Genomic DNA, 25045 nt, shown 5'->3' with positions numbered 1-25045 from the left:
AAAGGAAAGTGCATTGAATTTATACAAAATAAGTTTTAGAGCAAAATATATTTTTGCACTTATTTTAATAGCAGTATTTGCAATACTTGTTTATTCAAGCACACTTTTTCTCGTAAAAGACCAAGGCAAATATGCACGATGCATTAATATAAGCGGCAAAGAACGTATGCTAGTGGTCAAAATGCTTAATTATGTAAACAATCTCTCGCATAACTATACACAAAACTATAAAAAAGCCTTAGAAGAGACAATAATTGAGTTCGAGGAAATCGAACTTACTCTAAAGAACAAAGGATATTATTTTGCACAACAAAATAAAAAAGAGTATATTTCATATATAAAATAATTTTTAGATACTTTTGAAGAGACATCCAATATAGAAGATAAAAAAAAGCACGTACTAACTAATGAAGTTTTTGAGAAAATGCACAATATATTAGTAACCGAGATTGACACTTTTGTACTTTTACTTCAAAAAGAGAGCGAACAAAAAATACAAAATATTGTTAACATAGAAACAATTCTAATCATACTTTTACTTTTTGTATTACTTATTGAAGCTTTTTATATATTTTTGCCAGCAGAAAAAGAGATTAGAACAAAAACAATAGCTCTCAAAAAGAGTAATGAAAATCTTGAAGAACGAATCTCTCTTGAAATAAAAAAGAATCAAGAGCAAACCTCTTACATGCTTCAACAATCTCGTCTTGCACAAATGGGAGAGATGATTAGTATGATAGCTCATCAGTGGCGTCAACCATTGGCATCTATATCTGCAATATCTGGGACACTAACACTTGACCTTATGCTGGACAACTTTAATAATAAGTTTTTTAAAGAGAGACTAGAAGCTATTAGTGAGTTAACACAGCATCTATCAGTAACTATAGATGATTTTCGTACTTTTTTCAAAAATGATAAAAAAGAAGAAGTCTCTGAAGTTAAGTCAATAATCAATGAATCGATATCAATTATTGGTCAAACTTTAAAAAACAAAAACATCAACCTTATAGTTAACTGTGAAGATCAACCTCAGATAAAAAGTTATACAAATGAGATAAAACAGGTTCTTCTAAATCTAATGAAAAACTCTGAAGATATATTATTAGATAAAAAAATAAAAGAGCCAAAGATCTGGATAAATGTTCATAAAACAGATACTGAAATATATATCAGTATAGAAGATAATGCAGGTGGTATACCTAAAGATATAACGGAGCAAGTTTTTGATCCATACTTTAGTACAAAAAAAGAAAAAGATGGAACAGGACTTGGCCTTTATATGTCAAAAATAATTATACAAGAGCATTGTAGAGGGAAACTTTTAGTAGAGAACACAAGCAACGGTGCTCTATTTACAATTGTGCTACCAATATATTTTAATGGAGAAGAAACATGAACGCCTCTATGAAAGAAATCATAGTATATTGCAATAGTATTGAGCTACTTTACGTAGAAGATAATGAAGAAGCAAGACAATTTACTATGGAATTATTAAGTCGCTTTTTTAAAAATATAGCTGTTTGTGAAAATGGATTAGAAGCATTGGAAATTTTTAAAGTAAAAGATATTTCATTAATAATGTCAGATATAAATATGCCTAAAATGGATGGTATAGAAATGAGTAAAAAAATCAGAGATATAAATCAAGATGTTCCAATTATATTGCTATCTGCACATAACGAAAGTAGTTTTAAAGACTCTGCAAATCATGCCGGCGTTACAGACTACTTAGAAAAGCCACTTAATCTTTCAAGACTAATAGAATTATTAAATAGTTTTGCAAATCAACAAGATATGGAGAAATAGTATGACTAAAAAAAAGCTCGCCGTAATATTTGAAGAGAGTAAAACAATTCAACTCTTTTACAAAAACTTAATAACTCCACTTGGTTATGAAGTTCTTAGTGTGGGTTCATTTACAGAGCTTAAAGATCTTCTCAACAAAGATACAGCTGTAGATCTGGCTTTAATATCTTTAGACAGTGATGACAAGCCAGAAGTTACAGTCAAATATGTAGTTAAAAAAGGCATCCCTGTAATTTTGCTAAGTGGTGAAGAAAATCCTAAAATTAGAGAAAATCTTGTCAAAGAGGATGTTGTAGATTATATTGATAAATTTTCAATATCAAATGCAGAAGATACTGTAAAACTGCTAAAGAGACTAGAAATCAATCAATATGAAACTATACTAGTAGTTGATGACTCTGCACTTTTTCGTTTAATGATATCAAACTTACTACGAAGACATAAGTTCCATGTTTTAGAAGCTGAAGATGGAAAAATAGCACTAAATATTCTAAATAAAAACCCTGATATCAATCTAGTCATAACAGATTATGAGATGCCAAATATGAATGGTCTTGAATTAATTAAAAGCGTAAGAAATAACCATAAACTCAAAGATATTCCAATGATTGTAATATCATCCGTTGATGCTCAATCAACAATAGTAGACTGTATGAAGCATGGAGCGAATGACTACCTTCATAAACCTTTTAGTAAGGGAGAATTTTATAGCCGTCTATATATAACACTAACATATAAAGAAAACATGGACTTAGTAGCCGAACAAAAAGAGGTATATGAAAAACTTTTTTACCAATCTTCAAATGCTACTGTAATAATGGAAGATAATAAATATATAGACTGTAACGAAGCCGTTTTAAAACTCTTAAAACTGGAAAATAAAGAAGCAATATTAAATAAAAAACCTTGTGATTTTTCTCCAGAACGTCAACCTGACGGCTCATTATCATCAGACATCATGAAGAAAATCATAAATGAGAGTATTATGCACTATGAATGGGAACATCTAAAATCTGATTCAACATCTGTAATTGTTGATGTTATACGTACACAAATTCCAATAAAGGGTAAAGAAGTTTTACATGTTCTTTTGCATGATATTACCGCTATGAAAAAGCTTGAGAGTGATTTAGAATCTCTTAACTTATCTTTGGAACAACGTGTGCGAGAAGAAGTCAAAAAAAATGAAGAACAATCATCACACATGCTACAACAATCTCGCCTAGCTCAGATGGGTGAAATGATAAGTATGATAGCTCATCAATGGCGTCAGCCTTTAGCATCTATCTCTGCGATTTCAGGTACATTAACACTAGATATTATGATGGACCAATATAAGGCAGATTTTTTTCAAGAGAGACTAGAGTCTATTAATGAACTTTCTCAGCATCTATCTTCAACTATTGATGATTTTAGGGGGTTTTTCAAAGAAGAAAAAATTATAAAAAAAATCGAGATAAAAGAGCTCATAAATAGCAGTATAGATATCATAGGGCCAACTCTTAAAACAAAAAATATTAATATAAAATTAATATTTAACGAAGATATTACAGTTGAGACATATATAAACGAAGTTAGACAAGTACTGCTTAACATACTAAAAAATGCAGAAGATATTCTTCAGGATAAAGAGATTAATGATGCTTTTATTTGTATTAGTGGGTACAAGGACGAAGAGTATGTATATTTAGTTGTAGAAGATAATGCAGGTGGTGTACCGGATGATATTATAAAAAATATATTTGAACCTTACTTTAGTACTAAAATAGCTAAAGATGGCACAGGACTTGGACTTTATATGTCGAAAACAATTATAGAAGATCACTGTAAAGGCAGTTTAAAAGTAGAGAATAGTGAAGATGGGGCAAGGTTTACAATTGCTCTGCCAATAAATACAAAGGAGATTATAAATGCACAATAGAATTCAAGAATGTGTACTTTTATGTAATAAATTAAATATTCTCTATGTAGAAGATAATGAAGATGCAAGACAATTTACTATGGAGATGCTAAAACGTTTTTTTAAATCTATTATAGTCGCAGTAGATGGTAAAGATGGTTTGGCAAAGTTCAAAGAAAATAACTTTGATATGATAATAACAGATATAAATATGCCAAAGATGAATGGTCTTGAAATGGCAAAAGAGATAAAAAGTATAAATAAATCAATACCGATACTTATTCTTTCAGCTCATAACGAAGAAAATTACTTTATATCTAGCATACAAATAGGAATAGATGGCTATCTTTTAAAACCATTAGAGATCAGTCAATTTACTAATACACTTTTAAAATCTGTTGAGAAAATTCACCTTCAAAAAGAGATACAAAGCTATCAAAGAGAACTTGAGTTGTCCAATGTAAATCTAGAAAGTAAAGTAAAAGAGAGAACACTAGAACTAGAGCATAGACTCTATCATGACAATCTTACTAATCTTGGAAATCATACTTATATGATGAAAAACATTGGTTCAAGTTCTAATGAGACAATATATTTAATAGATATTAATGGCTTTCAAAAATTCAACGATATCTATGGGTTAAAGTCCGGAAATGTAATTTTGAAAAAATTTGCTCAGAACTTGCAAGATTTCAATAAAGAAAATAATTACATGCTTTATAGAGTTTATGGAGATGGTTTTGTACTTCAAAAAAACAAAAAATCTTCTATTAAAAATAATTTCGAGGCAGAAAAGGAAAAACTATTAAAGCATTTTGAGAGTATAAAAATTTATCTTGAAGAGATAGAAGAAGATATAGAAATTGAAGTAACTATAGGAGCTAGTGTAAATGAAGAACGCCCATTTATAAAAGCAGACATGGCACTAAAACATGCAAAAAAAGATAACTTATCAATCGCTTTATATACTGAAGAGATGGATACTTCCAAAAGACTTATCAATGATCTATACTGGAAAAAAGAGATAAAGTCTGCTCTTAAGAATGATTCTATTTTACCTGTATTTCAAGGCATAGTAGACATGTCTCAAAATGTAGTCAAATATGAAAGTCTAATGCGTCTAAAACAGTGTAAAGACGGAGAAGAAAAACTAATATCACCTTTCTTTTTTCTAGATGCAGCAGTAAATACAAGACAGTATAATAAATTAACAAGAATAATGGTCCAAAAAACCTTTTCATTTATGCAAGATAAAGATATTGATTTTTCAATAAACCTATCTTTTGAAGACTTATCAGACTCGCTAAGAGTTGAATTTCTCCATGCACAAATAAAAAAATACGGGGTAGAAAATAGACTAATACTAGAAATATTAGAGAGCGAGACAGTAAGTGACTATGAATTAGTTATGAATGTGCTAAAGGAGTTTAGAGATAAAGGTGTAAGAATAGCAATAGATGACTTTGGTTCCGGATATTCAAACTTTGAACATATTTTAAAACTAGATCCTGATTTTATTAAAATAGACGGTTCTTTAACAAAGAACATACTCGAAGATAATCGTACATATACTTTGATAAAAGCAATTTGTGAATTTTCACACAAGTTAGATATAAAAGTAATTGCAGAGTTTGTTAGTACACAAGAGATTTTTCTTGCACTAAAAGAGTTAGGAATAGATGAGTATCAAGGATTTCACTTCTCCATTCCATCAACAAAGCTACTATAGGATGCTTTATGAATATTAACTTAGAAGATATAAAACAGTTTAAGCAGATGTGTTTGAATATCTCCATACTAATGGTAGATGATGAAGTTGAACTCACAAAATACTACAAAGAGATAGCGCAACGTTTTTTTGAGTCTGTAGATATTGCAAACAGTGGAGCAGAAGCACTTGAGATGTTCAAACAGAATAAATACGACATCATATATACAGATTTGAATATGCCAGGTATGCATGGTATAGAATTAATAAAAAAAGTAAAAGAGATAAATCCAAAACAAAAATTTATTGTAATCTCTGCTAGTAATGAGTCTGAAAAACTTATGGATTTGCTCTCTTTAAATATTTCTGGTTTTATTGTAAAACCTTTCACTATAAATAGCTTCATGCATGTAAGTATGGAACAAATTTCAATCATTCTACAGGCAAAATTACTTCTAGAACAGGCAAATGAACTAAACAAAGATATAGTAAAAATAACAAAAGAGAAACAAGATCAGGAGCAGATGCTGATTCAACAGTCAAAACTTGCTCAAACAGGTGAGATGATATCTATGATATCGCATCAATGGAGACAACCTTTGTCTTCCATAACAACTACATTGTCCGGACTAAAAACAAGGCTTGATCTTGGCATCTATGAGGAAGAAGAAAACCCAGTAGAAGCTATTACTGCTGATTTTAATAAAGCATTTGAGAAGATAGAAGACACTGCTATATTTCTTTCAAAAACAATAAATGACTTTAGAAACTTTTATCGTCCTGACAACAAGAAAACTACTATTGATATTTGCGATGCGATGGACAGTGTACTTAGAATACTAAATCCTAATGGAAACAATATAGAAGTTGATTATAAGTGTGCAGATGTTGATAACAGAGAAGTTTATACATTTGAAGGTGAGTTGAAACAAGTCTTCATAAGTATAATCAACAATGCTGTAGATGCCCTATTGGAAAAAAATATTACTGATGCGAAAATATCTATTTATATAACACAAGATGCTGATAATATTGTCGTAAGTATTGCTGATAATGCAGGTGGTATTCCTGAAAATATAATTGATAACATATTTTTACCATACTTTTCAACAAAAAGTGAAAAAAATGGAACCGGTCTTGGACTTCACATGGCAAAAACGATTATAGAACATCATGTAAATGGTAGTTTAAGTGTTAAAAACTCGGAAGTTTCTAATGGGGCAGAATTTATTATAAGCATTCCAAAATCAAAAGAAAAGGATTAATATGTACAATGCAAAAGATTTAAGACAGTATACAAAGCATCTAAATGTTTTATACGTTGAGGATGATAATCAACTAAGAGAGAGTACAGTTTTTCTGTTTGAGCCTTTTTTTAAAGAGATTGATGCAGCTTGTGATGGAGAAGAGGGATTGGCTTTATATAATAAAAAGCAGTACGATATGGTGATTACAGATATAAATATGCCAAAAATGAATGGTATAGAGATGATATCTAAGATTAAAGAGATAAACACAGAACAAAAGATAGTTGCTATATCCGCACATAATGAGTCAGATATATTGATTGATCTGATAAAAGCAGGAATAAATAGCTTCATACTAAAACCAATCATTCAAAAAGAAGTTATAAATACTCTATACCCAATAAGCAGAGACGCATATACACAAATACAAAATATCGAATTAGTTAATGAGTTAAATGAAAAAAATGAAGAGTTAGAAAAACAATTAAAAGAGATAAAATCTAAAAATAACACAATTGATACAAAACACGCTCAAGTTGAAAAATTATTACAAATGGCAACTTCAAATGATGAAGAAGTACAAGCTGATGAAATCATGCCAGAGTATTTTGAAAAAGACGAGGATGAAGGAGATGAAAACGTAGTGTTTTTAAAAGATGATGCTGATGATTTACTTGAGTATTTTAATGAGATATCAGAATATATTTCTTTAGCACTTATGCATTCAAACAAAGATGATATTTTAGAAATATCAAATATATTTTCTAAAACATCTTCACTTTTACTTAGGTACTCACCGTATTTAGACTCATTAGCTGCCAGCATGGATGAACTTTCTAAAGCTCTTAGCGAGCACACAGATGAGTTTATGGATATTCTTACAAATGACAGTGACAGTGTTTTTAGACTATTTGATGCTGTTAGTTCAGATATGCATCGATATGTAGAGAGATTTAGTGTAGAGAGTATTGCTATGAAAAACTCTCATCATATTCATGATCCAACAACGCTTAGTATACGTCAGATTATTGCTTCATTTGTAGAGGATGAATTAGAGTCTGGAGAGATTGAGTTTTTTTAGTATAGAAAATATCTATTCATCCAAAAAGGATGAATAGTAATAACTATGTATTTAGTTACTGAAATAGTGAGATAAGTACACCAGCTGCAACAGCTGAACCAATAACACCTGCAACATTTGGACCCATTGCATGCATTAGAAGCATGTTGTTACGGTCATACTCCATACCAACTTTATTTGATACACGAGCTGCCATTGGAACAGCAGAAACACCTGCTGAGCCTATTAATGGGTTAATCTTATGTCCTGGGAAAAGATTCATTATCTTAGCCATGATTACACCAGCAGCTGTACCCATTGAAAATGCAATAATACCAAGAGCCAAAATAGCTAAAGTATCAGGTACTAAAAACTGATCTGCAGCCAGTTTTGAACCAACAGCAAGACCTAAGAAAATAGTAACGATATTAATCATTGCATTTTGTAAAGTATCATTTAATCTTTCAACAACACCTGATTCTTTTAAGAAGTTACCAAACATAAATGCACCGATTAGTGGTGTAGACTCCGGTAAAACTAAAATAGCAAGAACTAGAACCAAAATAGGAAAAACTAATTTTTCTAAACGAGATACATGACGTAGAGTAGTCATCTTGATTCTTCTCTCAGCATCAGTTGTCAATGCTCTCATAATCGGAGGTTGAATAATTGGTACCATAGCCATGTAAGAATATGACGCAACTGCAATCGCCCCTAAAAGTTCAGGTGCTAAGGCGGTAGCTATGAATATTGATGTCGGACCATCTGCCCCACCGATAATCGAAATAGCAGACGCTTGCTGAATAGTAAAGTTAAATAATTCAGTATATTGAGAAAGTGCAACTGCACCAACCAATGTACCAAAAATACCAAACTGTGCCGCTCCACCAAGAAGTGCTGTCTTAGGATTAGAGAGAAGCGGACCAAAGTCAGTCATTGCTCCAACACCCATAAATATAAGGACAGGGAACAATTGGTTTGATAAACCCATATGGTAGATAATACCTAAAAATCCATCATCGCCAGCTATTCCAGCTACTGGGATATTTGCTAATAATCCACCAAATGCTATTGGCAATAGTAACAAAGGCTCAAATCCCTTTCTTATAGCTAACCAAAAGAGTAAAAAAGTTATCAATATCATGACAACTCTACCCCAAGTTTTATGGAAATCACTCATTGCGTGACCATGTGAGTTTAGCTCATTTGGATTTGGATTCATTAAAGCATTTATACCAGTTGATTGTAAGAAACCAGTAATCATCTCTGAAAAAGGTCTAGACTTATAAGTTTCTTCTTTTAGAGTTGATGCACCTTCTGCCTGAGCAGGAGCACTTGCATGAAGAGCACCAAAAGTAAATAGTAAGAGTGCCAATAGTTTTATAACAAAAAATTTCATATACTTATCCTAATACTGCTACGACTTGACCTTCTACTACCTTGTCGTTTGTTGCAACATTGATAGATTTAATTACACCGCCACGAGGAGCAATAACATCAATTTCCATTTTCATAGACTCTAAAATCAAAATTACATCACCTTCGCTTACACTTTGACCTGGATTAGCAACGATTTTCCAAACACTACCTGGTAAAAGAGCTTTAATTGAAACTTCATTACCAGAAGCTGCTGGTGGAGCTTTTACAGGTGCTACACTCTCTCCATCTACTGCTGTAACTTGAATATTTGCATCACCTTCTGCAACTTGAACACTAAACTTTTGGCCATCTACTACTACTGTATAATTTCCACTACCCATATTTGAACTTCCTTCACAATCTTTTTTCATTTGAGATATTTTACGAACGTTTAACTCACCCTTGCCTTTTAAGAACTCGATACCTTTATCTTGACAAGCTGCTGCAATAAAAATATTTTCTTCAGTTATCTCGATATCTTCTTCTTTAAGTCTTTTAATCCAAGTTGCTAAAGATTTACTCTCATCTGCATCAGTTAAATCAAGAACTTTTTCAGTAGTTGGCTCTAAGCCTAATTTTTCTGAAGCAATTCTTACAACTTCTGGATCTGGAGCAACCGGAGTTTTACCGAAATAACCAAGAACCATTTTTCCATAACCAGGAGCTATTGCTTGCCAAGGACCTTGCATAACATTATTAAGTGCTTGTTGGAAGTAGAACTGAGAAACAGGTGTTACTGATGTACCATAACCACCTTTTTCAACTACTTCTGTCATTGCAGCAATAACTTCTGGAAATTTATCTAAGATGTCATTATCACGCATCATCTGAGTATTTGCAGTTAGTGCACCACCTGGCATTGGCGAGAATGGAATAATTGGAGAAACCATTGTTGCTTCTGGAGGCATAAAATAATCTGACAAACAATATTGAAGCTCTTTTTCATAAGTTAATATTTTACTAATCTCTAATCCACCAAGGTCATAATCCATTCCCTTAGTTGCATGAAGCATAGTTAAGATATCAGGTTGACTTGTTCCACCACTTACAGGTGCAGCAGCCATATCAATACCATCAACACCAGCCTCTAAAGCTGCCATATAAGCAGAAACAGATACACCGGCAGTCTCATGAGTATGAAGACGAAGATGTGTTCCTTCAGGAACAAGACGACGAGCCATTTTAATAGTATCAAAAACCTTTTGAGGATTTGAAGTACCAGAAGCATCTTTAAAACAGATACTGTGATAAGGGATACCACTATCTAAAATCTCACGAAGTGTTTTTTCATAAAATTCAGTTGTGTGTGCCCCATGACATCCTGGAGGTAAATCCATCATTGTTACAACTACTTCATGCTTAAGTCCATGATGAGCAATTCTCTCGCCTGAATACTTTAAGTTTTCAACATCATTAAGTGCATCAAAGTTTCTAATTGTAGTAGTACCATGCTTTTTAAACATTTTAGCATGAAGATCAATTAACTCTTTTGAACCTGTGTCTAACATTACTGTGTTAACACCGCGAGCTAGAGTTTGAAGGTTTGCATCTGGTCCAACGATTTTACGGAATTTATCCATCATTTCAAATGCGTCTTCTCTTAGGTAGAAATACAGAGATTGAAATCTTGCTCCACCACCAAATTCAAAGTGATTTATTCCTGCTATTTTAGCTGCTTCTACCGCTGGAAAAAAATCATCCATTAGTACACGACCACCAAAAACTGACTGGAAACCATCTCTAAAGGTTGTATCCATTACATCTATATATTTTTTAGCCATTAATATCCTTAACCTTGTCTATGATGAGAGATTGCCGCCGAAATTGCTGCAATAATCTTTTTATTATTTTTTGTGTCCACCGAGGGCTCTAAACTTGCCTGTGGTTCAGGGAAAAACTTATGTAAGACAGCTGACATAACATTCATCATCACTATCAATATTATAAGAAAAAGAAAAACTGTTCCCATTCCTAGAGCCATAAACTTAAAGCCCTCCATTACGAGGTTAGTATCCATAAATTTACCTTTTTTACAATTTTGCTAAGAGTATAGTGTAAAGATGTTTAAACGAACTTTTCTATTCTTTTGTAATTTTTTAAAGTTGTGCAATTGTTACTTTTTGATTATATACTTCGGCATAAATTTCAAATAAAAGATTTAAAATGCTAAATAACAGTGTAAAAAAATTCGGTCAAATAAACTCTATAGAAGGCTATTCATATCTTCTACTACTTTTCATTGCAATGCCTATGAAATATGCATTTGGCTATCCAATGGCAGTTAAAATTGCAGGCATGATTCATGGTGTTCTATTTATACTTTTTTGTCTATTATTAGTTGTAGCGTGGAGAGATAGTAAGTGGTCATTTAGTGAAAATATTATCTTTTTTGTAGCTTCACTTATTCCTTTTGGAACTTTTTTTACAAAAAGTAAAATAAAAGCTTATGAATAAAAAAGAATAGTTTTGATAAAATACAGAATATAAAAGATCTACTAATAAGGGTAACTATGATAGCTGGAATGCATGAACAAGACTTTGTAGCATATATAATTTTTGGACTTTCATTAAACTTTTTGTTTTCAATACTTTTTGGAGTCTACCTTAGTAAAAATATAGGTATGCAAGAGATGATAGAATCAAAGGGAGACAAAGAGCAGTCTCTTTTAGTAAGTCTTAGCCTTTTTGTGCCTTTTGCAAAAATGCTTATTACTCTATATAGAGTAACAATACTTCAACTCTACTTCCTAAATAAAGGCTATTCGCACAAAGAATTTTGGATCTATATGACTAACAATAAACAATAAACTATTTATACATCTCTTCTATACAGCTATTAAAAATATTTTCACCCCATAAACCTTTTCTATCTATCTTAGCTTTTCTCTGTGCTAATGTATAATAGCTCTCAAACTCTTCATCTTTAAACATAGGCTTTTTAATAGCTAAACCCTCGACAAGAAGAAGTTCTGAAAGAGTCATTTGACCCTTTGCATATAAAATACACTCTGAATCTTTAATCTCAACATGGTACTGTTGCTTATGCTCTAAAAGTCCATCAGCATAATATTTTAACTTCGGATTTTTCTTGTAAAATTCATCAATTGAATTTTGGCATATTGACCCTTGTTTAGCTGTTTCATAAAGTTTTTCAAGACTTAAAATACCGTAAGGCCTGCACTCAAAGGTATAACTTCCAATTGAAAACGTTTGAACCTCATTTGAAACAGTATTATTCAAAATAGCCAAAACAGGTTCTTTTGCATCTAGCGATAAGCTCAATAATATATAAAAAATGAAAATATTTATTTTTCTTAGCATATATAATTTTAACATGTTATAATTGAAACCTCTGAATAAATTATAAGGTACGCCCATACATGAATGATTTTCAACTTAAACTCATCCTTAGTTTGCTAGGTGGTGTAGTATTTTCATTTGTATTCATTGTACTTGCTTTTGCTCTTCCATTGGATAAAAAAGGTCATGTATATAAAAAAATACCAAAAGGTGTACTAGAAAAAGTATCTCATTCAGCTAGTCAAAGATAGTTTTTTTATAAAGAACTTTTTAGGTCAATTAACTTTATTGTCTGATATGCACATTTAGGTCTTAACCTAACCGCACAAGCGGCCAAGCCTTCCACACACAAAATCAAGTAAGCTAAATCATCTTTTTTCATAAGCTCATCTAAAATTTTTATACCATCTTCTATACGAAGATTTTTTGCAACACCTAAATTTTTATGTGCTAGTTCTCTTAGTGGAGTGTAGTCAAGTTCTTTGGAATTATCTACTGAATATTGTAATTCATTGAGGTGTTTTAAAAATAGTACTTTAGATTTTAATATTTGACTGACATAGTCTTCTACCAACTGATTTATTAGCTCAGAGTCCAAACCTAACTCTTCTATAGCTTCATCAGGACTATAGACATAGTCTTGTATTTGTAAGTTGTTTAAATTATGTTGAAGAAACAAATTACTCTCTTTTAGAGTATTATCAATAAAGATTAGAATATCTTTATCCTGTTGTCTTCTTTCTAAAGTCATATTCATGCTCATAGAAGTAAAGTATCATGTTTTTGTAATCTTATATATTAAACTATCCTATAAATATGAAATAAGTATATGAGTGCTACTTATGCACTCATATAAAAAAAAATTATAATGCTTTAGTAATAATTCTATTTAGCCTTGAAATGAAGTCTGCTGTATCATCAAGTTCTATACCATCAAATAGTTTTGCCTGGTCAAATAATACATGAGCAGCATCATTAATGAGATTTTGATCAGCAGAATCTTTTAGTTTCATGATAAGTTCATGTTTAGGATTAATCTGGAAGATTGGAGCCGGTGCTGGTGCGCCTGAGTCTTGTCCCATTTGCTTCATCATTTGAGCCATCATATAAGCTGGGTCTTCTTTATCTTCTTTTAGTTTTACAGGTGAATCAACTAGGTCTGAAGTAGTTTCAACAGATTTAACTCTATCACCAAGTGCATCTTTAAACTCTTTTGCAAGACCTTCATAAGACTTAGCTACTTCTTCTTCAGCTTTTTTCTCTTCTTCACTCTCTTCGAATTTAGCATCCCCAACGTGCACAAGTTTATACTCTTTGTATTCAGTTACCATTGGGAAGATAATAGTATCAACTTCTTCATTTAAAACTAAAACATCAATACCTTTAGCTTTAAATCTCTCTAATGCAGGAGAGCTTTTTAGCATTGAAAGTGAAGTCTTACCAGTTATATAATAGATTTCTTTTTTCTCTTCATCTACATTTTTAACGAACTCTTCAATCATTACCGTCTCAGTAGAGTTAATAGTATTAAATTTCATAAGCTCTAAGATTTTTTCACGATTTCCGAAATCACTGTAAAGACCTTCTTTTAAAACATTTCCAAATTCAGCAAAGAATTTGTCATATTTTTCAGAATCATTTTTAGCTATTTTAGATAATTCTGAAAGTACTTTTTTAACAGAAGCATTTTTGATTTTATTCATAACTGCATTTGATTGTAATATCTCTCGAGATACATTAAGTGGTAAATCTTTAGAGTCAATTACACCACGTAAAAACCTTAGATAAGTAGGCATTAACTCTTTTTCATCATCTGTAATAAATACACGGTTAATATAAAGTTTAATACCAGTCTGGTAATCAACTCTAAACATATCCATTGGAGCCTTATTTGGAATATAAAAAAGTGTTGTGTACTCTATTGCACCCTCTGCTTTGTTGTGCATCCAAGCTAAGGGCTCTTCTGATGAATGAGCTATTGAACTATAGAAATCTTTATATTCTTCATCTGTAATTTCAGATTTTGAAATAGTCCAAAGTGCATTTGCACGGTTAATCTGTACATTTTCTATCTCAGTTCTTGAAGGTTCCGTTTCTTTTCCATCATCATCTTTTACAGCAGGAATAAATTTATCTTTATCCATAAAAATCGGGAATGGAATATGATTAGAGTATTTTTTAATAATTGTTTCTATTCTATGTGCTTCTAAAAACTCTGCTTCTTCATCATTAAGATGCATTACGATTGTAGTACCATGCCCATCTTGAGTAGTATTTTCTACATCAAATTCACCATCACCAGTACTTGTCCACAAAAATGCCTGCTCTTCGCCAGCTTTTTTTGTTGTTACTTCAACTTTGTGAGCTACCATAAAACAAGCGTAAAAACCAACACCAAATTGACCAATTAAATTAGAATCTTTTTTCTGGTCTCCTGTAAGATTTTCTAAAAATGCTTTTGTACCAGACTTTGCTATAGTACCAAGATGACTCATTAAGTCCTCTTCATTCATACCAATACCAGAATCTTTAATAGTTAATGTTTTAGCCTCTTTATTAGCAACTATATCTATACGAGGAGAGAAAGTAACTTCTTTATATTTATCATCAGTAAGAACTAACATATTTAGTTTATCTAATGCATCTGAAGCGTTTGACACTAACTCACGGATGAAAATCTCTTTGTTTGAATATAGTGAGTGAATCATTAAGTTTAATATTTGATTTGCTTCTGTTTGAAACTGATGTTTTGCCATCTTAAATATCCTTGTGTAAAAATTTCTCGTAGTTTATCAAAAAAAAGTTAATAGTTGCAATTAACATCAACTTAGTTTAGCCTCTCTCACTCATATAACTTTAGTCAACTTCCAATTAATATATTTTGGATATAATTTTTAAACAAATAAATAGAGGTGTATATATGGAAAACGATTTTATAGAGATGATGGAACCAACACCAAAGCTTCATTCCAAGAGATGCAAACTCATATCTTTTTTAATAAAAATATTCCTACAGTTTTCTATATATATAATTGCTCTAGTAGTTTGGTACATATTTGACTACTTTATAGCTATTGCGACACTGCTTCTTAGTTTTATTATCATGGGTATAATCCGCTCTAAAATGAGAAATAGCGTAATTCCTCCAAAACAGAGAGAATATCAATACAATGATCAAGGCATTGCTGACTGGTTTACTGCTAAAGAGTTGTGCTTTGAGAATATAAAAGAGTAAAAAATGTTTACTTTTGTAATAACTTTGTGATAAACAATTAGAAACATCCAATATTAAACTATAAAAAAAACTTATTTCGTTAACATCTTATTTCATAAACCAATAATAAGATTTTACAATGAGAGAAAAAACAGACATACTAATAGTAGAAGATGATTTAGACCTATCAGATCTGCTTGCCAGCTATTTAATCCATAGTGATTACACTGTAGATATTTTAAATGATCCACTAAAAGTATTAAACAGACTCGAAGAAAAATCTTACAAAATCATACTGCTAGACCTATCTTTGCCTAAAATGGACGGACTAATGTTGTGTGAGCTAATAAGAAAAAAGCATGCTATTCCAATTATAATCATGTCAGCACGCGATAACGTAAGTGATAAAGTACTTGGACTGGAAAAAGGTGCTGATGATTACCTTCCAAAACCATTTGACACCCGTGAACTCATAGCAAGAATACAAGTTCAACTAAGACGTTCAAATAACAGCATAAATACAAATGAAACTTTTGAAGACCATGAATTTAAATGCGACAAAACAACTATGAAGATATGCTTTAAAGATAAGCCATTAGATTTAACTGTAGCAGAATTTGGAGTACTCAAACTATTTTTACTAAACAGAGGAATAGTATTTTCACGCGAGCAGATTTTAGACAGTGTTGAAGGCATGAATTGGAGCAGTGGCGATAGAAGCATTGATGTAATCATCAGCAGGCTTCGTACTAAACTAAATGACAACCCAAGAGATCCAAAATATTTTGAATCTGTAAGAGGTATTGGTTATAGGATGATGCAAAATGAATAAACACTCTATACTGCTAAGAATCGTACTATCTTTCTTTTTAGCCATAGTTGCGACAACTGCTCTGTTTAAAGTGATGCACAAACATGAGTTTACGAATGAGAGAGAAAAACTTCGTGTTCACTATCATCATGTTGCTATGTCTGTTATGAGATGGAAGATTGGAGAAAGTACATACGATGAACTGCTTGTAGCCTTGAAAAAAGACAATATCTCTGTAGTTGAGGATAAAAAGCTATATAAGAGTATTCAAAATCTAAAAAAATTTGACACTGTATCTTGCGCAAAGGGTGATTTTCATCTTTATGAGAGAGACTCTTTTAGATATGTGATAGTTCCGCCTGAAGTAGGAACAATGCTTCTTAAAGATGAAAACACTCGTTCAATAAATGTTGACTATGTTTGGTGGTTATATGCTGCTTTTATTGCAATTATGTTACTTCTTCTTTTATCTATAGCTATTAGTCTCTATCCATTAAAGCATCTACAGCTGCAGATTCGCCGTTTTGGAGAGGGAGAGGTAGATATAGATTTTTCATCAACTCGTAGTGATGAGATTGCAGAAGTATCAAACGAGTTTAATAAATCAGCCAAAAAGATTAGAGAGATTCTTCAAGCAAGAATAATTTTTTTAAGAAACATTACTCATGAGTGTAAAACACCTATTACAAGCGGAAAGCTAGCTCTTGAATTCATAGAAGATTCTAAATCAAAAAATGTTTTAAACAATGTGTTTACAAGACTTGAACTTCTACTAAAAGAGTTTGTACATATTGAAAAGATTACAGCAACAGATCAAAAACTTCAGAAGAAACTTTACCCGCTTACAGATGTGATAGGACAAGCTACAGATATGTTGTTTTTAGAGCCGGACTCGATTAAAAATAATTTTTCAAAAAGAAGACTAGAGATAAATTTTGAGCTATTTACAATTGTGTTTAAAAACTTGATTGACAATGGTCTTAAGTACTCGCAAGATAATGATTTTTACATAGAGTGTGAAGAACATGGAATACATTTCTGCTCACGTGGTGATAAAATGGACGAAGAACTTGATTACTATGTACAACCATTTACAAAAGGTGAAATGAAGGCTTCTGAGAGTTTTGGTTTAGGGCTATACATTGTAGATGCCATACTAAGAAAGCATAACTATACCCTTTCATACAAGTATGAAAATGGTTATAACTGTTTTACAATTGAGATATAGCCATTAACAGGCAGTTAACATTTTATTAATATCTAATTCATACATTTTTCTTATAGTTTGTGTTTCAATTTAGATTTAACAAAAAGGATACATATGAAAATTAAATATCTGCTAACGATATTTTTATTGTTTAACACTCTATTAACTGCAAATTCAAAGTTTGCTCCAAACAGTGAGTGTAAAAGTTGTCACCCTGTGATTAGTCAAGAGTATGAGAGCACTATGCACCAAAACTCTACAATCTTTAAGGACCCAATCCATAAAGCCGTATGGGACAAGCATCCTATGAACACAAAACAAGGAAAATATAAATGTGCTAAGTGTCATACACCGACTGCAAGTAATCTAAAAGACATGCTTGGCAAAGGAACAAAAGGTGTTCCGGATGCGACAGATTCTACTCATACTGAAGGTATCTCTTGTGCATACTGCCATCGTATAGAGTCTATCGAACATGGTGATATGTCAAACACAAATGTTGTCTCTAAAAAAGAGAAACACTATTTTGGAACTATGAAAAATGCACTTAAAAGTGAGTTTCACACTTCATCATCAGAGAATGAAAATTTTCAAAATGGAAACGTATGCATAGGTTGTCACTCTCATAAGAAGAACAAAGCAAACCTAAATGTTTGTTCAACAAATATAAGCAATGAGATGGATAGAGCTAACTGTGTATCGTGCCACATGCCAAAAGTAAGTGGTTCAGCATCAAATGTCAGAGATACTAAAGAACACAGTTTTCATGGTTTTCCAGGGGCTCATACTAACCAAGACATGTTATCAAAATATATAGAACTAGAGTTTCTAAATAATATTGGTAGCTTTGAAGTTGCAGTTAACAACAAAAGCTCTCATGCCCTACTTCTGCATCCGCTGCGTATGTCTCAACTGCGCGTTAGTGTGGAGAGAAATGGTAAGATTGATAAATTCGAGCCTGAAGTGTTTGTACGAGTTATTGGAAAAGATGGAAAACCTACACCTCCGTGGGTTGCAAATACAGTCATAAAAGATACTATGATTAAAGCAAATGAAAAACGTGTAGTTACTTATAAAAAAGAACTGCTAAAAGGTGACAAAGTGCATGTAACACTTGGTTACTTTCTAGTTAAGCCAAAAGCACTTAAGAAGTTTGGACTTGACAAAGATGAAGTGGCTAAAAAGTTTTATGTACTTAAAAAAGAGACATACATCGTTAAATAAGAGTTCATTAACAATACGTTAACAATACAATAACATATAGTTGACATTAGTTTGCCACAATTATGTTACAAAAAATAAGGGAAGAATAAATGAAAAAAATAGCTATATCAATAGCAGTACTTGCAGGAACTATGGTTCTTCAAGCGGCAGATACTCCAGAAGTAAAAGAAACAGCACTATTAGGTGGAGGTGTTGTTTCAGGTCAACTAAAAGTAATGCACATTATTAGCGATAAAGATAATGCTTGGACACCAAATGACGGTAGTGGTTACTTAGGTACATTAAAATATGTGACTCCGGAAGTTCTGGACGGTCTTAAATTTGGAGCTGCTTTTTACATCAATGGTGATACTGGTCTAACTAAATGGGATGCAGGTAAGCAAAATGCGCTGGGAATGTTTACAGCTACACAAGGACAAGATAAATCAGAACTTGGTCAAGCTTATGTAGAGTACAAACATGACATGCTTAACTTTAAAGGTGGACGTCAAATATTGAGTACACCACTTACAAAGATTAAATGGTCTCTAATGCCAAACTTCTATGATGCATACATGTTAGGAACTGAAAAAGTTCCTGGTTTTTCATTTAACCTTGGTCATATTACAAGAATGTCTTACGGTTCTAGAGCAGCTACTGACTGGAGTTTAATCGGTGAAAAGACTAAGACTGCTGGTGTTTCAAGACCAATGGAGACACAGAGTGCTACAGGTATAGTGCAAGCTGAGTTCCATAGTCTTGCAGAAGGTGCAGGAGTTGCTAAAAACACAGCGGGTATGACAGTAGTTGGAGCAACATATAACGGTGTTGAAGGTCTAACTGTATCTCTATGGGACTACTATGCATGGGATATTGCAAATATGATCTATGCTGATATTGACTACAAGTTTCCTGTAGTTAAGGGAACAAACCTTGCACTTAGTGCTCAGTACCTGAAGCAGAGTGAAGTTGGTGATAAACTTGCTGGAAAACTCAACTATAACCTGATGGGTGCTAAAGCAAAAATAGGTAACAAAAAATGGTCAGTTTATGCTGCTTACAATAAGTCAAATGACAATGACAACGATGGAAATACATTTATAAAAAGCGGTTTTTTAAATGCATGGGGTGCGGATCCTGCTTATACAAGTTCACTTTTCTCTCGTAATGCTTACAGACAAGATGTTAGTGCTTATAAAGTCGGTGGACACTACACAATCATGAAAGGTCTAAAAATCATGGCAAGTTATGCTAACTACGGTAAGTCTAAAACAACTGCTTACTCACCTTCAAACTTGGTTGCTAACAACGATGCAACTGAAGCTGATATTATCCTAGCTTACAAACCGACTAAAGCATGGATGCTAAAAGTATTTAATGCAATCAGAACTAGTGAGTACGATAGCAGTGCAACAGCAGAGAAAAAAATGAATCACTTTCGTGCTGTAGCTTCATACGATTTCTAACTCTTTATTTTTCATCCCAATATCAACTTATGGTGGTATTGGGTAAGCAATATTTTTCTCCTGTTCCGGTACCTTCTTGTCCAAGGTATCGGATATTTTCTTTTTTTGATATACTCTCAACATGACAAAAGAACAACGACAAAAGATCAAAGAAAAAATCATACAAGATCTTGATGCTATGCAAAAAGAGATAGATGAACTTCAAGATAAGATAAAACCTATTGCACCTGACTGCTCACTTGGAAGACTTACTCGTCAAGAGATGATGCAAGAACAACAGGTAAACGAGCACGCACTTCATGAAGCCCAAATAAGGGTAAACAAACTCAAATACGCAATTCAAAAAATCGGTAAAGATGGTTATGGCATCTGTGCAGAGTGTGAAGAAGAGATTATCTTTGGTCGTCTAATGCTACTGCCTGAATCAACTCACTGTGTTGCTTGCATCTCCCAACTGAACCGCTAAAACATGTTTACAAAAAAACTAGAACTATTCTTTTTAGCTGTTATTATTATCGCTATTTTAGTGCTATCTAAAAACTACTACGATAACTATATGTTTTCAACTAATGATATACCAGAGAGCTATAAAAAACGCATAGTAGATAAAGAGCAAGAAGTACTTCAACTTATGCAGAGTAACTACGGCTTTTCTTTCAGAGTTCCCATCATCGTTACAGATAAGTTCAAGGGAAGATTATATGGAATCACTGCTTATAAAAATGGCGAGATAAAGATATATCTGAACAAGAAAGTGATGCAAGAAAGTATGGACTATATGGTCGATAGTGTTATAGCTCATGAATATGCTCACGCTCTTATTTTTAAGCTTGGTATGAGAGATAGAGAGAAAGACGGGCACTCTAAAGAGTGGCAAGAAGCCTGCGAAAAACTAGGCGGAGTAAACTGTGAGCAGTATGTAAACAGCCAAGATGTTGTGATGGGTAAACTACCCTTTTAATAATGAAAAATAAAATGGAATATGAGTTTGAAGAAGATGCAGAACCTACTTGGCTGGTAAAACAGCGTGAAGATGCTCTTCTAACCGAAAAAGCCTACGCAAAAAATGAAAAAATAGTCTATAAAAAAGGCGATCAGGTAGGAAACTTTTTATTTGTACATTACAACAAGTTTAAAAACCGTGCCACATTTGAGTGTCAAGAATGTAGCAGGAAATTTACATACAACATATACTCAATCAAAAATAAAAAACGCTGTAAATGGTACAAGTTCCATGACAAGAAGTTTAAAAACTCTCAAACTTCTTCTGAATCTCCCCAAGATCATGCTTAGATGCATATAGCGGAGTAGTCTCACCTTTTCGGATGCGTTGCTCAAACGTCACACTTTCATTTTTATATAAGACGCCAAGAGGCATCGGCATCGCTTCAAAAGCTTTACTCATAGCAGATGCCATATCACTCCGGTCATGAGTTGCATCTAGCAGGTAGGTATTTTCTTTAAACCACTTATATGTGTTTGTCTTATTAAAAGTAACACATGGCTGAAAGATATCTACAAGTGCATAACCCTTATGCATAAAAGCAGCTTTTATCACTTCTTTTGCATGAGCGGAGTTTCCAATATTTACACGTGATACAAAGCCTGCATTTAGAGCCAAGGCAACACTCAAAGGATTAAATGGTTCATTACCTACTCCATCGACCTGCACTTTTGTTTTAAAGCCCTTTTGACTCGTAGGAGAAGCTTGACCTTTTGTTAGTCCGTAAACCATGTTGTTATGAACTATGTGGACTATGTCAACATTACGTCTGATAGTATGAAGAAAATGATTTCCTCCTTCGCCATACATATCACCATCACCACCCTCTGCTATAACATTTAACTCAGGATTTGCAACCTTTATAGCGGTGGCAACAGGAAGCGCTCTACCGTGAAGAACTCCATACATGTTTACATCTATGTAGTAAGGAGTTTTTGCAGCTTGTCCGATACCTGAGACTATAACACTGCTGCGATGATCAGAGCCTAACTCTTCAAGAACTTCTTTAATAAGTTTCAAGATGCCAAAGTTACCACACCCAGGACACCAAGCTACATCTACATCTTTACGATCAAATACATGGCTCATAATAGCTCCTTGAGTTCTTTTAAAATTATCTCTCTTAACTGGTCTGCAAAAAATGCAAATCCATTAAACTGTAAAATTATTTTATCAATCTTAACACCTTGTATTTTAAGTCTGTCGGCAAATGCTCCATCAGCATTATTCTCCACAACTATAATGTGTTTGTACTTTTTAAGGGCTTCTAGGTGCTCTGGATTTAGCGGATGAACCCATGTGAAATGGACTTGAACTAAACGTGAATTATCAAGCAGTTTTACTGCCTCCGCTATCGCTCCACTGGTTGAACCCCAACCCACTACTGCTATATCACCATCACCGATATACTCAGGTGCAATGGCTTCTAAGATTAGAGCTTCTTCTTTTCTGGCTCGCTTATTTGCCATCACAACCCGCTTGTTGTAGTCTTCCGTTATCTGACTTCTCTCATCGTGTTCATGTCCTTCTGAACATACAAGACCTTCACCAAATGCTGGAACACCTCTAGGACTTACTCCATTTGGAGTCTCTACATATCTTTCATACTCAGAATCTGTATGAGTAATGTAACGTCGTTGCTCGTAAGCCGAAAAATCAACATCATCTATCATCGCCATTGAGTCTGCTAAATATTGATCACTTAAATATATAACAGGAGATTGATATCTGTCTGCAAGCTCAAAAGCAAGATAACCATAATCTACACACTCCCTCAATGAACCAGGTGCCAAGATTATTCTAGGAAACGGTCCATGACCTGAGTGAAGTGCCATGTTCAAATCACCCTGCTCGCTTCGTGTTGGCATCCCAGTTGCAGGACCAGGTCTTTGTGCTAAGTATATAACAGCAGGAACCTCACTCATACCTGAGAGACTCAATGCCTCTCCCATCAGCGCAAAACCACCGCCTGATGTAGTCGTCAGTGCACGTGCTCCAGCATACCAAGCACCAAGAACCATATGCAGAGATGCTATCTCATCTTCACTCTGCTCCAGTGCTATTTCAAACTCTTTAGACATAGATGCCATAAAGTTGAGAACTCCAGTTGATGGAGACATAGGATAAGATGCCACAAAATTACAACCACCTGCTAAAAAGCCAAAACCAGATGCTGTTGTTCCATCCATCAGATGCAGGCTCTCAACTCTACTTTTATCTGCTTTTGGAAAGCTTGGAAGTCTAGAACTGTCTATACTTTTAGCTGCTTCAAAACCAAGTTTTACAGCCTCTTCATTTATGCTATCATCTTTAAAATGTTCAGCTACATTTTTCACTAAAGGCTCAACTTCTATGCCAAATACTCCAAATAAAATACCTGCAGCAAATGTATTACTACAGCGTGCATTACCAAGTTTTTTAGCTGTCTCATTCATAGAGATTGAGCAGAGGCCTTCTTCTTTGTTAGAGAAGTTTTCATCTACGAGAATAAGTGTGTTTTCTGTGCATCTCTGCTTCGCATGATTGAGAGCGAGTTCATCTATTGCTATAAAGAGATCAACTTCCCAGCATGGCGCTTCTATCGGTGCATCTGAGATACGGATAAGAATAGTATTACTTCCACCACGTACTCTTGACATAAACTCTTTATTTGTAAAAATATAATAACCACTATCCTTTAAAGTATCACTAAGAATTTTTTCTAAAGTATCTATTCCTGTTCCTGCCGCTCCACCGATAAGAATAGCAACACTTGTAGCTTTTTCATTAGTCTTTTGTTTTTTATTATTTTGGCTTAATGAAACTGCTGATTGATTTGAGTCTGAGATAAAAGGTGCTTCATAACTTTTAGCAAGAGTTAGTTTTCCTAAAACTGGTTCTTCTTTTATTTCTAGAACTTCAGGACTCTCTTGGACTTTTTCTTCTTCACTCATAAAACTATCACCCCAGGTAATCTTACCTCCGTAGTATCCGAGGATAATTACATTTACTCCTGTAACCAGTATGATAAAGTGGTAAGTAACTCCAAGAAAAGAGCTCTCATAAACAACATTTGGATCATTTATATAGATATAAATAGCAACTACACCAAGCATAAGTGTGAAAATTGAGACAACTATTTTTATAACAAAAGGTTTGGATTTTGAGAGACCGTAATTTATCCACCAACTTAAAAAGCCAGGTATCATCGCTAAAAATCCTGTAATAGTGGCTACAAAAAATGTATAATAAATAACAATTGCATAACTCTCTTTTGGAGATGCAAAAAAGAGTAAGTCCAACACAGACGCGAAGAGATGCAGTACTATAGGGAAGTGTGCGACCATTGGATGTGGATGATATTTTTTATACCAAATTCTTAATTTTTCTTTGTCTATATCTTGTGAATTCTGTTTTTCTAAATGTGGTTCATTTTCAAGTGTAGATACTACTGGGAAATTTCTAAAGACTTCGCTTGCATGCGGTGCATTTGCCATCATTGGAGTTAAGTCTACCCCTGCATTATGCATTCCCTCATGCTCCCCGTTACTCCACATATTACTATCAGTAACATCGTAAACGTTACCTTTATAAGCAATATATGCTTTGGCACCATCTTTTCCGTTAAAGAGTTTTAGTTCTTTTCTCGTCATAGGTATATCCTTGATGAAATAAAAGTATTACTTATACTACTACTTTAAACTTATTAAAAACTGTTT

26 protein-coding genes are annotated in these 25045 nt (G+C 33.2%); 18 read left to right on the top strand and 8 right to left on the bottom strand.

Annotated elements, in window-relative coordinates; all coding sequences use genetic code 11:
- Positions 1–13: 13 nt before the first annotated feature.
- From SMGD1_RS12150 to SMGD1_RS12120, 7 genes are all read left to right on the top strand, one after another.
- Positions 14–346, top strand: coding sequence for a hypothetical protein (locus SMGD1_RS12150; protein WP_039920251.1), 333 nt, complete (start codon positions 14–16; stop codon positions 344–346).
- Positions 347–424: 78 nt separating this feature from the next.
- The gene (locus tag SMGD1_RS12145) at positions 425–1399 is read left to right on the top strand and encodes a sensor histidine kinase (RefSeq protein ID WP_008339646.1); all 975 of its coding nucleotides are present in this window, start codon (positions 425–427) and stop codon (positions 1397–1399) included.
- The gene (locus SMGD1_RS12140; RefSeq protein ID WP_008339629.1) at positions 1396–1809 is read left to right on the top strand and encodes a response regulator; all 414 of its coding nucleotides are present in this window, start codon (positions 1396–1398) and stop codon (positions 1807–1809) included. The genes SMGD1_RS12145 and SMGD1_RS12140 overlap by 4 nt, the downstream gene beginning before the upstream one ends.
- A gap of 1 nt (position 1810) precedes the next feature.
- Positions 1811–3730, top strand: coding sequence for a response regulator (locus SMGD1_RS12135; protein WP_008339720.1), 1920 nt, complete (start codon positions 1811–1813; stop codon positions 3728–3730).
- Complete coding sequence (locus SMGD1_RS12130; RefSeq protein WP_008339797.1) at positions 3720–5438, top strand: EAL domain-containing response regulator; 1719 nt, start codon at positions 3720–3722, stop codon at positions 5436–5438. The genes SMGD1_RS12135 and SMGD1_RS12130 overlap by 11 nt, the downstream gene beginning before the upstream one ends.
- An 8-nt stretch (positions 5439–5446) precedes the next feature.
- A complete protein-coding gene (locus SMGD1_RS12125; protein WP_008339834.1) occupies positions 5447–6682 on the top strand; it encodes an ATP-binding response regulator in 1236 nt (411 codons plus the stop codon).
- 1 nt (position 6683) lies between these two features.
- The gene (locus tag SMGD1_RS12120; RefSeq protein ID WP_008339882.1) at positions 6684–7745 is read left to right on the top strand and encodes a response regulator transcription factor; all 1062 of its coding nucleotides are present in this window, start codon (positions 6684–6686) and stop codon (positions 7743–7745) included.
- A 55-nt stretch (positions 7746–7800) separates the two neighbouring features.
- Here the strand turns inward: SMGD1_RS12120 and SMGD1_RS12115 are convergent, their stop codons facing one another.
- Genes SMGD1_RS12115 through SMGD1_RS12105 form a run of 3 tightly spaced genes read right to left on the bottom strand, consistent with a single transcriptional unit; the run spans position 7801 to position 11160 of the window.
- Complete coding sequence (locus SMGD1_RS12115; RefSeq protein ID WP_008339859.1) at positions 7801–9123, bottom strand: sodium ion-translocating decarboxylase subunit beta; 1323 nt, start codon at positions 9121–9123, stop codon at positions 7801–7803.
- 4 nt (positions 9124–9127) lie between these two features.
- Entirely contained in the window at positions 9128–10924 is a 1797-nt protein-coding gene (locus SMGD1_RS12110) for a biotin/lipoyl-containing protein (protein ID WP_008339672.1), read from the bottom strand.
- 8 nt (positions 10925–10932) lie between these two features.
- Positions 10933–11160, bottom strand: a complete 228-nt coding sequence (locus SMGD1_RS12105) for an OadG family protein (RefSeq protein WP_008339705.1) — start codon at positions 11158–11160, stop codon at positions 10933–10935.
- Positions 11161–11306: 146 nt separating this feature from the next.
- Between SMGD1_RS12105 and SMGD1_RS12100 the strand changes: the two genes are divergently transcribed.
- Both SMGD1_RS12100 and SMGD1_RS12095 read left to right on the top strand, forming a co-directional pair.
- Positions 11307–11597: a DUF3817 domain-containing protein gene (locus tag SMGD1_RS12100; RefSeq protein ID WP_008339679.1), complete on the top strand. Its 291-nt coding sequence runs from the start codon at positions 11307–11309 to the stop codon at positions 11595–11597.
- A 56-nt stretch (positions 11598–11653) separates the two neighbouring features.
- Complete coding sequence (locus SMGD1_RS12095) at positions 11654–11950, top strand: hypothetical protein (RefSeq protein WP_008339732.1); 297 nt, start codon at positions 11654–11656, stop codon at positions 11948–11950.
- A 1-nt stretch (position 11951) separates the two neighbouring features.
- Here SMGD1_RS12095 and SMGD1_RS12090 read toward each other — a convergent pair whose 3' ends face one another.
- The gene (locus SMGD1_RS12090) at positions 11952–12464 is read right to left on the bottom strand and encodes a hypothetical protein (RefSeq protein ID WP_139064135.1); all 513 of its coding nucleotides are present in this window, start codon (positions 12462–12464) and stop codon (positions 11952–11954) included.
- 59 nt (positions 12465–12523) lie between these two features.
- Here SMGD1_RS12090 and SMGD1_RS14770 point away from each other — a divergent pair, with 59 nt between their 5' ends.
- Positions 12524–12694: a hypothetical protein gene (locus SMGD1_RS14770; protein ID WP_008339729.1), complete on the top strand. Its 171-nt coding sequence runs from the start codon at positions 12524–12526 to the stop codon at positions 12692–12694.
- A gap of 5 nt (positions 12695–12699) precedes the next feature.
- On the opposite strand, the gene SMGD1_RS12085 is transcribed toward SMGD1_RS14770, so the two are convergent.
- Together SMGD1_RS12085 and htpG are read right to left on the bottom strand one after the other, a co-directional pair.
- Entirely contained in the window at positions 12700–13194 is a 495-nt protein-coding gene (locus SMGD1_RS12085; RefSeq protein ID WP_008339840.1) for a hypothetical protein, read from the bottom strand.
- Between the two features lie 112 nt (positions 13195–13306).
- A complete protein-coding gene (gene htpG / locus SMGD1_RS12080; RefSeq protein WP_008339687.1) occupies positions 13307–15199 on the bottom strand; it encodes a molecular chaperone HtpG in 1893 nt (630 codons plus the stop codon).
- A 164-nt stretch (positions 15200–15363) separates the two neighbouring features.
- Here htpG and SMGD1_RS12075 point away from each other — a divergent pair, with 164 nt between their 5' ends.
- The 8 genes from SMGD1_RS12075 (at position 15364) to SMGD1_RS12040 (ending at position 21637) form a co-directional block, all read left to right on the top strand.
- Positions 15364–15678 carry a hypothetical protein gene (locus tag SMGD1_RS12075; protein WP_008339746.1) on the top strand — a complete coding sequence of 105 codons (315 nt, stop codon included), beginning with the start codon at positions 15364–15366 and terminating at the stop codon, positions 15676–15678.
- A 118-nt stretch (positions 15679–15796) separates the two neighbouring features.
- The gene (locus SMGD1_RS12070; protein ID WP_008339747.1) at positions 15797–16489 is read left to right on the top strand and encodes a response regulator transcription factor; all 693 of its coding nucleotides are present in this window, start codon (positions 15797–15799) and stop codon (positions 16487–16489) included.
- Positions 16482–17696, top strand: a complete 1215-nt coding sequence (locus SMGD1_RS12065) for an ArsS family sensor histidine kinase (RefSeq protein ID WP_008339818.1) — start codon at positions 16482–16484, stop codon at positions 17694–17696. The genes SMGD1_RS12070 and SMGD1_RS12065 overlap by 8 nt, the downstream gene beginning before the upstream one ends.
- Positions 17697–17789: 93 nt before the next feature.
- Positions 17790–18899: a multiheme c-type cytochrome gene (locus tag SMGD1_RS12060; RefSeq protein WP_008341440.1), complete on the top strand. Its 1110-nt coding sequence runs from the start codon at positions 17790–17792 to the stop codon at positions 18897–18899.
- 89 nt (positions 18900–18988) lie between these two features.
- The gene (locus SMGD1_RS12055) at positions 18989–20344 is read left to right on the top strand and encodes an OprD family outer membrane porin (RefSeq protein WP_008341437.1); all 1356 of its coding nucleotides are present in this window, start codon (positions 18989–18991) and stop codon (positions 20342–20344) included.
- A gap of 121 nt (positions 20345–20465) precedes the next feature.
- Entirely contained in the window at positions 20466–20810 is a 345-nt protein-coding gene (locus tag SMGD1_RS12050; protein WP_008340214.1) for a TraR/DksA family transcriptional regulator, read from the top strand.
- A 3-nt stretch (positions 20811–20813) separates the two neighbouring features.
- A complete protein-coding gene (locus SMGD1_RS12045; RefSeq protein WP_008340187.1) occupies positions 20814–21305 on the top strand; it encodes a SprT-like domain-containing protein in 492 nt (163 codons plus the stop codon).
- A gap of 2 nt (positions 21306–21307) precedes the next feature.
- The gene (locus tag SMGD1_RS12040; protein WP_241761485.1) at positions 21308–21637 is read left to right on the top strand and encodes a hypothetical protein; all 330 of its coding nucleotides are present in this window, start codon (positions 21308–21310) and stop codon (positions 21635–21637) included.
- Here the strand turns inward: SMGD1_RS12040 and SMGD1_RS12035 are convergent.
- Both SMGD1_RS12035 and SMGD1_RS12030 read right to left on the bottom strand, forming a co-directional pair.
- Positions 21591–22436 (bottom strand): thiamine pyrophosphate-dependent enzyme, encoded by an 846-nt coding sequence (locus tag SMGD1_RS12035; protein ID WP_008340179.1) that lies wholly within the window; start codon positions 22434–22436, stop codon positions 21591–21593. The two genes, SMGD1_RS12040 and SMGD1_RS12035, sit on opposite strands and share 47 nt — an antisense overlap.
- Positions 22433–24979 carry a 2-oxoacid:acceptor oxidoreductase subunit alpha gene (locus SMGD1_RS12030; RefSeq protein ID WP_008340201.1) on the bottom strand — a complete coding sequence of 849 codons (2547 nt, stop codon included), beginning with the start codon at positions 24977–24979 and terminating at the stop codon, positions 22433–22435. The genes SMGD1_RS12035 and SMGD1_RS12030 overlap by 4 nt, the downstream gene beginning before the upstream one ends.
- Positions 24980–25045: the final 66 nt, after the last annotated feature.

This window comes from Sulfurimonas gotlandica GD1 (assembly GCF_000242915.1).
In the GTDB taxonomy this organism is placed as follows: domain Bacteria; phylum Campylobacterota; class Campylobacteria; order Campylobacterales; family Sulfurimonadaceae; genus Sulfurimonas; species Sulfurimonas gotlandica.
Note: the sequence above shows the minus strand (reverse complement) of the source record. Positions and strands in the feature narration are given on the sequence as shown.